Genomic DNA, 13,005 nt, shown 5'->3' with positions numbered 1-13,005 from the left:
GCTCGGACAGCGCCTTCTTCAGATCGTCGAGCAGGCCATCCTTTGAAAACAGGTCCCTGGGATCACGCCCCGCGAGAAGTCTGTCCAGCAGTTCCTTGTCGATTGCCATAGGTGGTTCTCCTCTCCATCACGATGGCCCCGCGCACAAGAGTCACGACAGTCCCTGTCAACCGCAGTCTCAAGCCCGCACAGGCTCCCCGCCACCATCAGCACGATGAGATCGCCCAGGCGATAGGTGCAGTGACCCGCACGCGGGTCCTCAATCCCAGAAAAACCGTCCAGCAAACCAGACATGGCAAACCTCCCGACAGAAGCTGCCTGCCTATCGAGTCCCAATGGCTCCGATCCGCAAGGGCTTTTTCCATATGCGATTCGCCTGCCTCGATCCCGGAGGGGGAGAAGAAAAAAGAGGAGCGTTGAGGCCATATGCGACAGCCCCGCCCAAAGAGAGGTGAGCGGGAGGTTCCACCTGGGAGATGCTTGAGCAGGGATTTCCGGCCTTCTTCCCGTGCACGGTCCCGCATCCTGCCCTCTCCTCCGATGGCGGAGGGCAATAGCGTCCATCACTTCAGAGCATATGCGGCAGCCCTGCTCTGGCGGATGCGAGGAGACCGGCTGAGGGTCAGCCCAGCGCGGCCTTCACCGCGGCCAGCGCCTCATCGGCTTTGGCGCCATCCGGGCCGCCGGCCTGGGCCATGTCGGGCCTTCCGCCGCCGCCCTTGCCGCCCAAGGCAACAGCACCGGCCCGCACCAGGTCGATGGCGCTGAAGCGGCTGGTCAGGTCATTGGTGACGCCGACGACGAGGCCGGCGCGGCCTTCGTCGTTGATGCCGACAAGGGCCACGACGCCCGAGCCCAGCCGGGCCTTGCCCTCGTCGACCAGACCCTTCATGTCATTGGGCGAGATGCCCTTCAGCACGCGGGCCATCAGCTTGATGCCGTTCACTTCCGAGATGCCCTCGCCGCCGCCCTTCGCCCCGCCGCCCATAGCGAGCTGCTTCTTCGCCTCGGCCAGCTCGCGCTCAAGCTTGCGGCGCCCGTCCAGAAGCGTTTCGATGCGGGTGACGATCTCGTTGGCGGGGGCTTTCAGCGCGGCGGCAGCGGCCTGCACGCGGCGGTCCTGCTCATCGAGATAGGCGCGCGCCGCGGGGCCGGCCAGCGCCTCGATGCGGCGCACCCCGGCGGCCGAAGCGCTCTCGCCCACCACCTTGATCAAGCCGATGTCGCCAGTGCGGTCCACATGCGTGCCGCCGCAGAGTTCGAGCGAATAGACCGGGCGGCCGGCGCCATGCTCGTTGCGGCCCATGGAGACCACGCGGACTTCATCGCCATATTTCTCGCCGAACAGCGCCATGGCGCCCTCGGCGATGGCCGCATCCACCGTCATCAGGCGGGTCGTCACCTGATCGTTTTGCAGCACGATGGCGTTGGCGATCTGCTCGACCTGGGCGATCTCGTCCGGGCTCATCGCCTTGTTGTGCGAGATGTCGAAGCGCAGGCGGCCGGGCTCCACCAGCGAGCCCTTCTGCGCGACGTGGGAGCCAAGCGTCAGGCGCAGCGCCTCGTGCAGCAGGTGCGTGGCCGAATGGTGGATGCGGTTGCCGGAGCGGCGCGTATGGTCCACGGTGAGTTCGACCGCGTTGCCTGGCTTCATGGAGCCGCGCACCAGCTCGCCGAAGTGGACGAAGACATCGCCCACGCGCTTCTGCGTGTCGGTGACGCGGAAGGAGGCGCCTTCCGCGGTGCGGATCACGCCATGATCGCCGGTCTGGCCGCCGGACTCGCCATAGAAAGGCGTCTGGTTGACCACGATCGCGGCCTTCTGGTCCTCGGCGAGGCTGTCGACTTGCTTGCCATCTACCACGATGGCGCGGACGATACCCTCCGCCTTCTCGGTGTCGTAGCCGAGGAACTCGGTCCCGCCGAAGCGCTCCTTGATCTCGAACCAGATGGTCTCGGTCCTGGCATCGCCCGAGCCCTTCCAGGCGCGGCGGGCCTCCTCGCGCTGCGCTTCCATCGCGGCCTCGAAGGCGGCGGTGTCCACCGCGATGCCGCGCGGCTTCAGCGCATCCTGCGTGAGGTCGAGCGGGAAGCCATAGGTGTCATAGAGCTTGAAGGCGGTTTCGCCCGAGAACGTGTCGCCCTTTCCGAGGCCGGAGGAATCTTCGTCGAGCAGGCGGAGCCCGCGCTCCAGTGTCTTCTTGAAGCGGTTCTCCTCCAGATAAAGCGTCTCGGCGATCAGCGCTTCGGCGCGCACGAGCTCGTTGTAGGCCGCCCCCATCTCGCGCACCAGCACAGGCACAAGGCGGTGCATCAGCGGTTCCCTGGCGCCGAGCAATTCAGCATGTCGCATTGCGCGGCGCATGATGCGGCGGAGCACGTAGCCGCGGCCCTCGTTCGAGGGCAGCACGCCATCGGCGATGAGGAAGGACGAGGCGCGCAGGTGATCGGCGATCACGCGGTTCGAGGCCTTGTTGTCACCCGTTGCCGGAACGCCGGTCTTTTCCACGATAGCCGCGATCAGCGCGCGGAACAGGTCCGTCTCGTAATTGTCATGCGTGCCCTGGAGCACGGCGGCGATGCGCTCCAAACCCATGCCGGTGTCGATCGAGGGCTTCGGCAGGCCGATGCGCTCGTCCTTCGAGACCTGCTCATATTGCATGAACACGAGATTCCATATCTCGATAAAGCGGTCGCCGTCGGCCTCCGCCGAACCCGGAGGGCCGCCCCATATCTTGTCGCCGTGGTCGTAGAAGATTTCCGAGCACGGCCCGCAGGGGCCCGTGTCGCCCATCGACCAGAAATTGTCGGACGTCGGGATGCGAATGATGCGGCTGCCGGGGAGGCCGGCGATCTTCTTCCACAGCGCATGCGCCTCGTCGTCTTCCGAAAACACCGTCACGGTGAGCTTGTCCTTGGGCAAGCCCAGTTCCTTCGTCACCAGCGTCCAGGCCCATTCGATGGCGTCCGGCTTGAAGTAATCGCCGAAGGAGAAATTGCCCAGCATCTCGAAGAAGGTGTGATGGCGGGCGGTGTAGCCGACATTATCGAGGTCATTGTGCTTGCCGCCGGCGCGCACGCATTTCTGCGCCGTGGTGGCGCGCGTGTAGGGGCGCTTCTCCATGCCGGTGAACACGTTCTTGAACTGCACCATGCCGGAGTTGGCGAACATCAGGGTGGGGTCGTTCCTCGGCACCAGCGGCGAGGAGGCGACGATCTCGTGCCCCTGGCGCTTGAAGAAGTCGAGGAAGGCAGAACGGATCTGTGCAAGCCCTGTCATGTGACGCCCGGCAAATGAGTGGTGGAGACCGGGGCGGTCATAATGGGGGCGGGCGGCGCTGTCCACCCATCTTCCTCCCCGCCGCCGCGTGGCCGGACAATCGCATATGACCTGAAACGACCCTTTCTATTCCTTGTATCGGGACTTGTATCTGGACTGTGCCGTCTGGTCCTGCCGGAATCGGCGTAGCATAGGTTTCGACGAATACCAGGCGAACGGACTGATCGTGGCGGACGGTGGCTCACGGGCGGGGTAGGCGACCCGATCCTTGGCCAGCAGGCCAAGCTCGATGCCGTGCGCTGCATTTCAGCGCGCCTTGGGTTTTCAACGGCCGATGCGCTGGCGTTGGGCGACGGCGCAAATGATCTCGCCATGCTGGGCGCCGCCGTCATGGGCGTGGCGCTGCACGCGAAGCCACAGGTGCAGGCCGAGGCTCGGTTCCGCGTGAACCACGGGACCTGACGGCGCAGCTTGATCTCCGGGGGTATACGCGCGCTCATTTTTTTGAGACCATGACCCGAAACTGAGAGGGAGGGCGCCATTGCCGCACAACACTGCCGCTGACCTGCCGGTGCCGCCGCCGCCCCTTCACCCTGGCACGCCGCGACCGGTGGGTGCCGATGACCTTTCCCCCCTCTTGCCGATGGATGTCATCCTGCGCGAGGTGAGTGCCGCGCGCGAGATCGCCACTCCCGAACCGCCGCGCGGCGCCATCAATGCCGCCATCAAGGCCAAGGAGGACGGCGCCCGGCTCGAAGGCCTGCCGAGGATCGCGACCGAGTGACGGGCCCGAAGCAAAGACGGTCGAAGGACCGGGTTCAATCGATCCTCAAGGCGGCGCTGAGGTGCTTTCGAGCCGAAGGCTTCCGCGGCACCAGCATCTCGCGGATCTGCGCGGAGGCGGGCATCAGTCCCGGCCATCTCTATCACTACTTCGACAGCAAGGAGGCCATCGTCGAGGCCATCGTTGAGAGCGACCGCGCCGCCATCCGCGGCACGCTCAATGAGCTGGCCCTGGCGGGTGATCCGATCGAGGCCTTGATGACGCTCATTGTCCAGCCGAACGCGGCGGACGGTTTCAAGCTGGATGGGGTCCTGTCACTGGAGATCTATGCGGAATCGACCCGGAACCCCCGGGTTGCCGCCATTCTGGCAGCCTTCAATGCCGATGCACGCGCCTCGCTCGTCCGGTTGCTGTTGGGCCTGCAACGCAGCGGACGGATCGACACGGGGGCTGATCCGCACAGCCTCGCAAGTGTTCTGATCGCCGTCGCCGAGGGTCTGATGCTGCGGGAATCTCTCGACCCCGCCCACAAGCCCGAGGCCGCTGCGCCCCATGTCCGCCAAGTGCTCCTGTCGATGCTGACAGCAGGCGTGGACAAAAACTAGATTGAACAATCTGCTTTCGGCTTGACGCTAAACCGGCCTCGCAAATATAGAGTGATTACTCTATTTCAGGTTTCACTCCTGTTCAAGCGAGGTTCCGATGTGGCCCATCCTGGCATTCCTGGGTCTGGCGATTACCGACGCCATGAATCCGTTCACCGTCGCGGCCATGGCAGTCCTGCTCGCGCTGGACCGGCCCGTTGCGCGTGGCGCGATCTTCGCCAGCGTGACATTTATCTTCTATCTTGGCTTCGCCATCGCGCTTGCGGAAGGCCTCACCGCCGTCATGGCCCGGTGGCTTCCACTTCTACCGGCATGGATGCCCGGATTGCTGCTCGCCATTCTTGCGCTTCTAAGTATCGGGTTCGCAGCCTATTTCTGGCTTGAGAGGTCCGCCGCCGATGCCAGCGTGAGGCTGGCCAAGGAGATGAGCTTGCCAGGTACGGCTGTCTTCGCTGCCTTCAGCACGATTTCGGACGCGCCCACCGCCCTACCGCTGTTCGCCGCAGTGGCGCAACTGCCCCTCCTCACGGAGGCCCGCATTGGCCAATATCTGTGGCTGACGCTCTACAGCGCGATCTATGTGGCGCCGCTCCTTCTGCTCCTCGCGCTGCGCATCATGCTCGCATCGCATATGGAGGGGGCCCTCAACAGCGTGCTTGCAGCTGTAAACTGGTCGTTCAGGCACCTGCTGCCGCCAACGCTGGCGATTGCCGGGGCGGCCGCGGGCTGGTTTGCCGCTCAGTCCCTGCGCACCCTCTATTGAGTTTGCCTATTCCTTGAGCTTCACCGCTATGAAGCGCATTTCGCCGGACTTGCCGCCTTTGGCGATCAGGAGCAGGATTGAACTCTTGCCAGCCTTTTTCGCGTCCCCGACGCGCGCCGATATATCCGCCGCACCCAGGACATCCTGTTCGCCGGCCTCCGTAATGACGTCGCCCGGTTCGAGCCGCTTGTCTGCGGCGGGCCCGTCTTTTGCGACTTCGGTGATGACGGCGCCCTTGAGATCCTTGTCGATGCCGAACTTGGTGCGGAGCTCGTCGGTGATCGAGGTGACGGTCATGCCGAGCACGGTGACGACGGCGGGCGCCGCGGGCTGCGGTTTTTTCGCGCCCGAGGCATCGGCCATCTTTTCGCCGTCCTCCAGCCGGCCAACCTCGGCGGTGAGCGCCACTTCCTTGCCCTTCCTCAGCACCTTGAGCGGCGCCTTCTCCCCGATCGGCGTTTCCGCCACGATCTTCGGCAGGTCGCGCATGGCGGTCACCGGGCGGCCGTTGAACTCGACGATGATGTCACCCGGCTGGAGTCCCGCCTTTTCCGCCGGGCCGCCCGCCGTGATGTCGGCCACCAGCGCGCCCTGGGTGTTGCCGAGGGCGAGCGATTCCGCGATCTCGTCCGTCACCGCCTGGATCTTGACGCCGAGCCAGCCGCGGCGTGTCTCGCCATACTGGATCAACTGGCTGATGACGTTCTTCGCCGTGTTGGAGGGCACCGAGAACCCGATGCCGACGGAGCCGCCCGAGGGCGAGAAGATCGCCGTGTTGATGCCCATCACCTGGCCCTTCAGATTGAACAGCGGGCCGCCGGAATTGCCCTTGTTGATGGCGGCATCGGTCTGGATGAAATCGTCATAGGGACCGGCGTTGATGTCGCGGTTGCGCGCCGAGACGATGCCGAGCGAGACCGAGCCGCCCAGCCCGAAGGGATTGCCGATGGCCATCACCCATTCGCCGACGCGCAGCTTGTCGCTGTCGCCGAAGGCCACGGTGGGCAAGGGCTTCTTGGGCTTCACCCGGATCACCGCGAGGTCGGTCTTGGGATCGCGGCCGACGAGCTCGCCCTTCAGGATCGTGTCGTCGTGGAAGTGAACCTCGATCGATTCCGCACCCTCCACCACGTGGTTGTTGGTGACGATGACGCCCGAGGCATCGACCACGAAGCCCGAGCCCATGGAGGTCATCTTCTGTTTCGGCTGATCGCCGCCCTGGCCGCGCTTCAGGAACTCGTCGAAAAAATCCTTGAAGGGGTTGTTGGGGTCATCCGGATTGCCCGAGCCCGGCGAATTTTCTGGCGTCGTGTCCGGCGTGTCCTGCTGGCTGTCCGGCGTATCCGCCCCGTCGCCGCCGCCGGATTCGATGGTGATTTCGACCACGGCGGGCAGCAGCCGGTCGGCGAGATCGGCGACGGAGGGCAGCTCCTGCAGCGGGGTGGCGGTGAGGTCCTGTGCCGGCTGCGCCGCAGTCTGCGCCTGCACGGCCGCTGCCGACAGCATGCCGATAGCAGCCGCCAGCGCCAGGCTGCGCACCGTCCCGATCTTACCGCTCATCTCCACCCTCCTCGAAAATCGTCTCTCAGAACATCGCCGCATGCACAAGCCACACTGCCACCACCCCGGTGGCCATGGCGGCGACACCCCCGATACGCAACTGGTCGTCCGAAAGCGTCTGCACCTGCCGCATCATGGCCTTCAGCTGGGACGGAACCAAGGCATAAAGAAGACCCTCGATCACCAGCACGAGACCGAGGGCCATCAGAACGTTTGCCAGCATCACTGGGCCGGCTGGGCCGGAGCAGCCGGAACCGGGGCGGCGGGGGCGCCGGGCGCAGCCGGTTGCCGGTCGCCGAAGTAGCGGAAGAACTCCGAATTCGGGCTCAGCACCATGGTGGTGCCGTCGCCGCCGAGCGCCTTGCGATAAGCCTGCATGGAGCGGTAGAAGGCGAAGAACTCGGGGTCCTGCTCGAAGGCCTCGGCAAACACCTTGTTGCGCTCGGCATCGCCCTGGCCGCGGAGGATCTCGGCTTCCTTCTTGGCCTGGGCGAGCTTCTCGGTCACCGTGCGGTCCGTCTCCGCGTTCATGCGGGTCTTGGTCGATTCGCCCTGCGAGCGGATGTCCTGGGCCAGCGCATTGCGTTCCGACTTCATGCGCTCATAGGTCTGCTCGAGCACATTGTCGGAAAGGTCGGTGCGGCGGACGCGCACGTCGACGATCTCGATCCCCAGCCCGTCGGCCTCCTCGCGCAGCTGGTCGCGGATTTCGCGCATCATCGCGGCGCGGTCGGAGGAGAGCGCGGCATCGAAGGAGCGCCGGCCATAGGTCTGGCGCAGCGCCGCATCGAGCCTGGCGCCGACGCGCTGTTCGGCCTGCTGCATGTCGGCGCCCAGCGTCTCGCGGAACCGGCGCGCATCCTTAATGCGGGCGAGCGTGAAGGCATCGACGATATAGACCTGCGAGGCCACGTCCTGAACCGGCCGCTTGTTGTTCTCCCAGATCATGATTCGATTGTCGATCAGCGTCACCGTGTCGGCGAAGGGCACCTTGAAATAGAGGCCCGGCTCCTCCACCACGCGGTCGATGTCGCCAAAGCGCAGGACGAGCGCCTTGTGCTTCTGGTCCACCACGAAATAGGAGAGATAGAAAAGCAGCGCAGCGCCAATGGCGGCGGCGGCGAGGATGGTCTTGGTCGTGCTGTTCATGGCTGTCTCCCCGCTCAGTTCTGCGCCGCGCCCGAACGGGCCTTGACTTCCGGAAGCGGAAGATAAGGCACCACGCCCTGGCCGCCCGCACCGGGCTCGACGATCACCTTGTTGGTGTTGCCCAGCACGTTCTCCATGGTTTCGAGGAAGATGCGCTCGCGCGTCACGTCCTTGGCGTTCTTGTATTGCTCATAGACCGAGAGAAAACGCGCCGCCTCGCCCTGCGCCTCGGCGACGGTCGCCGCCTTGTAGGCGGCGGCGTCCTCGATGAACTTCGCCGCGTCACCGTCGGTCTGGCGGTACTTCTGATTCCGGTACTGTTCAGCCTGGTTGATCAGCTGCTGCTGGTTCTGGCCGGCGCGCACGACTTCGGCGAAGGCATCGGCCACTTCGCGCGGGGGCTGGACGTCGCCGAGGTTGACGGATGACACGGTGACGCCCGCGCCATATTCGTCAAGCAGCTTCTGGGTGATCTCGGCCACCTGAGCCTCCACGGTGTTCTTGCCCGTGGTCAGGATCGCTTGGGCGCGGGTCTGGCCCACCACCTCGCGCATCGCGCTCTGGGTGACGGCACTGATCACCTGCTCCTGGTCGGCAACGTTGAAGAGATAGTCCTTGGCGTTGTTGATGCGCCAAAAAACCGAGAAAGGCACGTTGATAATATTCTTGTCCGAGGTCAGCATCTGGCCGTCGCTGCCCTCGTTGCCAATGTTGATCTGGCGCACGGCGCCGACCTTGGGCCGCTCCATCGTCTCCACCGGCCACAGCGCGAAGTGCAGGCCCGGCTCCGCGATGCGATTGAAGGTGCCGAAGCGCAGCACCACGCCGCGCTCGTCCGGCTGAACCTGATAGACGCTGTTGTAAAGGACGGCGAGCACCACGAAACCGATGGCGAGAAGCCAGCCGAAGGACCCGCCGCCGCCCTGCGGCAGCACCTGCTTCAGCTTGTCCTGCCCCTTGCGGATCAAGTCATCCAGATCGGGCGGATTGGGGCCGCGGCCACCCGGATTCGGCCGGCGCGGTCCGCCACCCTGCCCCCATGGCCCCTGCCCCCAGGGACCCTGGCCACCACCGCCACCGCCTTCGGAATTCCACGGCATTCAATTCACCCTTGCTGTTCTGATGTCGCGATATGAGTTCCAGTCGATATAGGTAGGCCCTGCCGGAATGTCCACGGCGCGGAAGCGCCTCACTTTTTTGTCATCCGGTCGAGAATGCGGAGGGTAAAGGAGGCGGTGTCCTTCTCGGCCTTCGGGTGCAGTTCGCGGCCAACCTCACGCCACTCATCGGCCAGGACCGCCGGAAAATGGGTGTCACCCGCCACCTCGAGGTCCACCTCGGTGAGGTAGAGGCGGTCGACCAGCGGCCAGAACAGCTTGTAAATCTCGCCGCCGCCGATGATCGCAACCTCGGGCGCACCGGCGCAGAGGCGGAGCGCTTCCTCCGGGGTGGCGGCCACCTCCGCCCCTTCGGCCGCGAAATCCCTCTGCCGCGTGATGACGATGTTGCGGCGGCCGGACAGCGGCCGGCGCGGCAGGCTTTCCCAGGTCTTGCGGCCCATCACCACGGGCTTGCCAATGGTGATCTCCCTGAAGCGCTTCAGGTCGGAGGAGATGTGCCACGGCAGGCCCCCTTCCCGGCCGATGACGCCATTTCTGGAGACGGCGACGACATAGGAAATCATCGGGCGAGCCTTTCGAGCGCTTCGCCCGTGAGCTTGCAGGAGCTGTTGCCGTCATAGATCGTGGCGCCAAGCTTTTCGTAAAGCCCGCGTGCCTCGCTGTTCCACCCCATCATCAGCCAGCCCACCGCCGCGGCGCGGCGTTCGACCGCAAGCCGCGCCACCGCCTTCAGCAGCGCCGTGGCGATGCCGCGGCGGCGGAAGGCGGGCAGGACCGAAATATCCTCAAGGTAGAGCGTCTCGCGGCCGAGGAAGGTCTGGTAGGCGCGCTGCCAGGTGGCGCAGCCGGCGGGCTCGCCATTCCATTCGGCAATCAGGGCGCCGTTGAGCGCATCGGGGTCGGCGAGGAAGCGCTCATAATCCTCCGGCCTTGCCACGAAGCTCTCCTCGAAGCCGTGATGGACGGCAAGTTCGCGCACCATGGCGATGAGGATCGGGCCGTCGCCGGCCACGGCAGGGCGTATGGCGATGCTCATGACGCCAGTGCCTCCAGTTCGGGGCCCGAGACGCGGAACACCGTCCATTCCTCCATGGGCTTCGCGCCCAGCGCCTTGTAGACGGCGATCGAGGGGGCGTTCCAGTCCAGCACCCACCATTGCAGCCGCGGCAGCCCTTCGGCCAGGCAGCGGCGTGCAAGGCCCTTCAGCAGCGCCTTGCCGATCCCTTTGCCGCGCAGGTGCGGCTCGACGAAGAGATCTTCGAGATAGATGCCCGCCCTTCCGGCGAAGGTGGAGAAATTGTAGAACCACAGTGCGAAGCCCGCCGGCTCCCCGTTCCAGAATGCGAGGTCGCAATGACAGCGCGGGGAAGGCCCGAACAGCGCCTCGCGCAGGTCCTCCGCGGTGGCCGTCACCTCATGCGCCAACTTCTCGTAGTCCGCCAGCTTGCGGATGAAGCCGAGCACGAGTCCCACCTCGCCAGGGCATGCGGCGCGGATTTCCAGGCTCACGCGCCACCACCCAACACGAAGAAGATGAGCAGCGCATAGAAGCCGTTCCAGATGCCGTGGCAGACAATCGTCACCCACAGGCTGCCAAAGCGATAGATCAGGTAGCCGAAGACCAGACCCATGACGAAGATGAGACCGACCGACAGCCACGGCTCCGTGACGTGCATCAGCGACCACATGAGCGCGGTGAGCAGAGTGGCGCCGGCCACCCCGAGCCTGGTCTGCGACAGGGCCGAGAACAGCTGGCCGCGGAAGATCACCTCCTCCGCCAGCGGCGCGCCGATGGCGATCGCGGGAAACACCAGAGCAAAGACCCAGGGCTCGTTGGCGATGTCGAACATCGCCTCCTTCACCGCGCCCGCCGAACCGGTCTTGGGCGACTGGCCGTCGGGACCAGGCGTGTATTGCGACATGTCGATGTGGAAGATGAAGACGATCGCCGTAATCGCCGCATACATCACCAGAATGAAACTGGCGACGAGCGCTGCCCAGCCCAGCACGGTGAGTTTGGGCCAGCGCAGGCCGAGCACCTCGGCGGCGCGCCCGCCGCGCTTGCCCGCCAGCCACCAGCCCAGCGCGGCCACGATGAGCGAGGCCGGCAGGACCGAGACCAGCGCCGCCTTGGTGACCTCATGAGAGACGTTGAGGTCGAGCTTGAACACAAGCGCGAAGCCCAGGAGAATCAAGACAAAGGCGATCTGCAGAAGCTGGTGCAGCACCGTGAGGACCACCGCAACCATCAGCGCCCACCACAATCCCCCCGGGTTCGACGGCGCATAGATACGGCGGAAGAAACCGCCCGAAAAATCCTCGCCCAGCCACCTCATACGGCCACGGGCGCCGCGATGTGGGGGTGGGACTGGTAATTGACGATCTCGAAATCCTCGAAGCGGAAATCCAGGATGTCCTTCACGTCCCGCTTGATCACGAGGCGTGGCAGCGGCAGCGGCTCCCGCGTCAGCTGCTCGTCCGCCTGGTCGAGATGGTTGAGATAAAGATGCGCGTCGCCCAGCGTGTGGATGAAGTCGCCCACCTTCAGCCCCGTCACATGCGCCACCATGTGGGTCAAGAGCGCATAGGAGGCGATGTTGAAGGGCACGCCGATGAAGATATCCGCCGAGCGCTGGTAGAGCTGGCAGGAGAGCTTGCCGCCGGCCACGTAGAACTGGAACAGGCAGTGGCAGGGCGGCAGCGCCATGCGCTCCACATCCGCCGGGTTCCAGGCGGTGACGATGAGGCGGCGCGAATCCGGGCTCTTCCTGATCCGCGCGATCACGTCCGAAAGCTGGTCTATGGTGGAGCCGTCACGTGCCGGCCAGGAGCGCCACTGGGCGCCGTAGACGGGGCCTAAGTCGCCATTGGCGTCTGCCCACTCGTCCCAGATGGTGACCTTGTTGTCGCGCAGATACTGGACATTGGTCTCGCCGCGGATGAACCACAGCAATTCATAAATGATCGAACGCAGGTGGAGCTTCTTGGTGGTCACCAGCGGGAAGCCCTGGGAAAGGTCATAACGGCTTTGCCAGCCGAAGACCGAGAGCGTGCCGGTGCCGGTGCGGTCGTCCTTGCGGTGGCCGTGCTGGCGCACGTGCCGCATCAGATCGTGGTACTGCTTCATGGCTGGGACCCTAGACGATTCCGCCGGGCGACACAAAGCGGCGGCGGCTCAAGTTTCCCTTTCCTTCGCCGGGGCCGGTCCCTATATTTGGCCCGTCCCGCCCACAAGGCATGACTATGGCGATAAACGGTGATCGTAATAAACCATTCGGACCCGGGGGCAGTACCCGGCGCCTCCACCACAGACCGCCTGGCCCAAGACGGCGGCCTGTGCTGGGGGCGAACCAGGATCGACGAGGGTGTAAAGGGTTGCTTTTTGCCCGTGATGGTTCCGACGTTATCGGGCTAAACATATAGTTGCCAACGACAACTATGCTCCGGTCGCGGTGGCTGCGTAAGCAGCCTGAGCAACCGAAATCAAAGTCCTTGGGCTTAGCCGCTTAAGGCGGGGTCCGCCGGCACCTGGCAACAGAAGCCGGCACTTTCATTTGAAACATAACGGCCTGACCTCTTGCGCGCAAAACATTGCGCTTAGTCGCTGTCGATAGCTAATTAACTTGTCCGGTTTTGGTAGCACATCAAATGTCCGCTTCTTGTCTTTTGTTCTCCTGTGGGACTGTGGGCAAGGCGGAGCCTTGTCCACATTTCCACAGGTGTTGCGGCTGAGCGGATTTAAG

General features: G+C 64.7%; 14 protein-coding genes and 1 other RNA gene. 5 read left to right on the top strand and 10 right to left on the bottom strand.

Annotated elements, in window-relative coordinates:
• Positions 1-622: 622 nt before the first annotated feature.
• Positions 623-3,280 carry an alanine--tRNA ligase gene (alaS, locus tag IOC82_RS13675; RefSeq protein ID WP_290546756.1) on the bottom strand — a complete coding sequence of 886 codons (2,658 nt, stop codon included), beginning with the start codon at positions 3,278-3,280 and terminating at the stop codon, positions 623-625.
• A gap of 204 nt (positions 3,281-3,484) precedes the next feature.
• Here alaS and IOC82_RS13670 point away from each other — a divergent pair, with 204 nt between their 5' ends.
• The 4 genes from IOC82_RS13670 (at position 3,485) to IOC82_RS13655 (ending at position 5,432) form a co-directional block, all read left to right on the top strand.
• The gene (locus tag IOC82_RS13670) at positions 3,485-3,742 is read left to right on the top strand and encodes an HAD hydrolase family protein (RefSeq protein WP_366935685.1); all 258 of its coding nucleotides are present in this window, start codon (positions 3,485-3,487) and stop codon (positions 3,740-3,742) included.
• Positions 3,743-3,821: 79 nt separating this feature from the next.
• Positions 3,822-4,064: a hypothetical protein gene (locus IOC82_RS13665; RefSeq protein ID WP_290546755.1), complete on the top strand. Its 243-nt coding sequence runs from the start codon at positions 3,822-3,824 to the stop codon at positions 4,062-4,064.
• Positions 4,061-4,669, top strand: a complete 609-nt coding sequence (locus IOC82_RS13660; protein WP_290546754.1) for a TetR/AcrR family transcriptional regulator — start codon at positions 4,061-4,063, stop codon at positions 4,667-4,669. The genes IOC82_RS13665 and IOC82_RS13660 overlap by 4 nt, the downstream gene beginning before the upstream one ends.
• Before the next feature lie 97 nt (positions 4,670-4,766).
• Positions 4,767-5,432 (top strand): GAP family protein, encoded by a 666-nt coding sequence (locus IOC82_RS13655; RefSeq protein ID WP_290546753.1) that lies wholly within the window; start codon positions 4,767-4,769, stop codon positions 5,430-5,432.
• 6 nt (positions 5,433-5,438) lie between these two features.
• On the opposite strand, the gene IOC82_RS13650 is transcribed toward IOC82_RS13655, so the two are convergent.
• The 9 genes from IOC82_RS13650 to IOC82_RS13610 form a co-directional block, all read right to left on the bottom strand.
• Positions 5,439-6,992 (bottom strand): DegQ family serine endoprotease, encoded by a 1,554-nt coding sequence (locus IOC82_RS13650; RefSeq protein ID WP_290546752.1) that lies wholly within the window; start codon positions 6,990-6,992, stop codon positions 5,439-5,441.
• A 25-nt stretch (positions 6,993-7,017) separates the two neighbouring features.
• Positions 7,018-7,215 carry a DUF2065 domain-containing protein gene (locus IOC82_RS13645; protein WP_290546751.1) on the bottom strand — a complete coding sequence of 66 codons (198 nt, stop codon included), beginning with the start codon at positions 7,213-7,215 and terminating at the stop codon, positions 7,018-7,020.
• Positions 7,215-8,141, bottom strand: coding sequence for a protease modulator HflC (gene hflC / locus IOC82_RS13640; RefSeq protein ID WP_290546750.1), 927 nt, complete (start codon positions 8,139-8,141; stop codon positions 7,215-7,217). The genes IOC82_RS13645 and hflC overlap by 1 nt, the downstream gene beginning before the upstream one ends.
• A 14-nt stretch (positions 8,142-8,155) precedes the next feature.
• On the bottom strand, positions 8,156-9,241 hold the full coding sequence (gene hflK / locus IOC82_RS13635) for an FtsH protease activity modulator HflK (RefSeq protein ID WP_290546749.1): 1,086 nt from the start codon (positions 9,239-9,241) through the stop codon (positions 8,156-8,158).
• A gap of 89 nt (positions 9,242-9,330) precedes the next feature.
• Positions 9,331-9,825 (bottom strand): dihydrofolate reductase, encoded by a 495-nt coding sequence (locus tag IOC82_RS13630; protein ID WP_290546748.1) that lies wholly within the window; start codon positions 9,823-9,825, stop codon positions 9,331-9,333.
• Entirely contained in the window at positions 9,822-10,298 is a 477-nt protein-coding gene (locus IOC82_RS13625; protein ID WP_290546747.1) for a GNAT family N-acetyltransferase, read from the bottom strand. The genes IOC82_RS13630 and IOC82_RS13625 overlap by 4 nt, the downstream gene beginning before the upstream one ends.
• Positions 10,295-10,771, bottom strand: a complete 477-nt coding sequence (locus IOC82_RS13620) for a GNAT family N-acetyltransferase (protein ID WP_290546746.1) — start codon at positions 10,769-10,771, stop codon at positions 10,295-10,297. The genes IOC82_RS13625 and IOC82_RS13620 overlap by 4 nt, the downstream gene beginning before the upstream one ends.
• Positions 10,768-11,598: a CPBP family intramembrane glutamic endopeptidase gene (locus IOC82_RS13615; RefSeq protein WP_290546745.1), complete on the bottom strand. Its 831-nt coding sequence runs from the start codon at positions 11,596-11,598 to the stop codon at positions 10,768-10,770. The genes IOC82_RS13620 and IOC82_RS13615 overlap by 4 nt, the downstream gene beginning before the upstream one ends.
• On the bottom strand, positions 11,595-12,389 hold the full coding sequence (locus IOC82_RS13610) for a thymidylate synthase (RefSeq protein ID WP_290546744.1): 795 nt from the start codon (positions 12,387-12,389) through the stop codon (positions 11,595-11,597). The genes IOC82_RS13615 and IOC82_RS13610 overlap by 4 nt, the downstream gene beginning before the upstream one ends.
• Before the next feature lie 55 nt (positions 12,390-12,444).
• On the opposite strand from IOC82_RS13610, the gene ssrA reads away from it, so the two are divergent.
• Positions 12,445-12,811, top strand: a transfer-messenger RNA (tmRNA) gene (ssrA, locus tag IOC82_RS13605).
• Positions 12,812-13,005 lie beyond the last annotated feature (194 nt).

The organism is Aestuariivirga sp., assembly GCF_020252395.1.
In the GTDB taxonomy this organism is placed as follows: Bacteria; Pseudomonadota; Alphaproteobacteria; order Rhizobiales; family Aestuariivirgaceae; genus Aestuariivirga.
Note: the sequence above shows the minus strand (reverse complement) of the source record. Positions and strands in the feature narration are given on the sequence as shown.

What these genes read in the sequence shown, in the direction of transcription:
- alaS (WP_290546756.1), bottom strand. Translation starts at nt 3,280, where the DNA reads ATGACAGGGCTTGCACAGATCCGTTCTGCCTTCCTCGACTTCTTCAAG.
- IOC82_RS13655 (WP_290546753.1), top strand. Translation starts at nt 4,767, where the DNA reads ATGTGGCCCATCCTGGCATTCCTGGGTCTGGCGATTACCGACGCCATG.
- IOC82_RS13650 (WP_290546752.1), bottom strand. Translation starts at nt 6,992, where the DNA reads ATGAGCGGTAAGATCGGGACGGTGCGCAGCCTGGCGCTGGCGGCTGCT.
- IOC82_RS13645 (WP_290546751.1), bottom strand. Translation starts at nt 7,215, where the DNA reads ATGCTGGCAAACGTTCTGATGGCCCTCGGTCTCGTGCTGGTGATCGAG.
- hflC (WP_290546750.1), bottom strand. Translation starts at nt 8,141, where the DNA reads ATGAACAGCACGACCAAGACCATCCTCGCCGCCGCCGCCATTGGCGCT.
- hflK (WP_290546749.1), bottom strand. Translation starts at nt 9,241, where the DNA reads ATGCCGTGGAATTCCGAAGGCGGTGGCGGTGGTGGCCAGGGTCCCTGG.
- IOC82_RS13630 (WP_290546748.1), bottom strand. Translation starts at nt 9,825, where the DNA reads ATGATTTCCTATGTCGTCGCCGTCTCCAGAAATGGCGTCATCGGCCGG.
- IOC82_RS13625 (WP_290546747.1), bottom strand. Translation starts at nt 10,298, where the DNA reads ATGAGCATCGCCATACGCCCTGCCGTGGCCGGCGACGGCCCGATCCTC.
- IOC82_RS13615 (WP_290546745.1), bottom strand. Translation starts at nt 11,598, where the DNA reads ATGAGGTGGCTGGGCGAGGATTTTTCGGGCGGTTTCTTCCGCCGTATC.
- IOC82_RS13610 (WP_290546744.1), bottom strand. Translation starts at nt 12,389, where the DNA reads ATGAAGCAGTACCACGATCTGATGCGGCACGTGCGCCAGCACGGCCAC.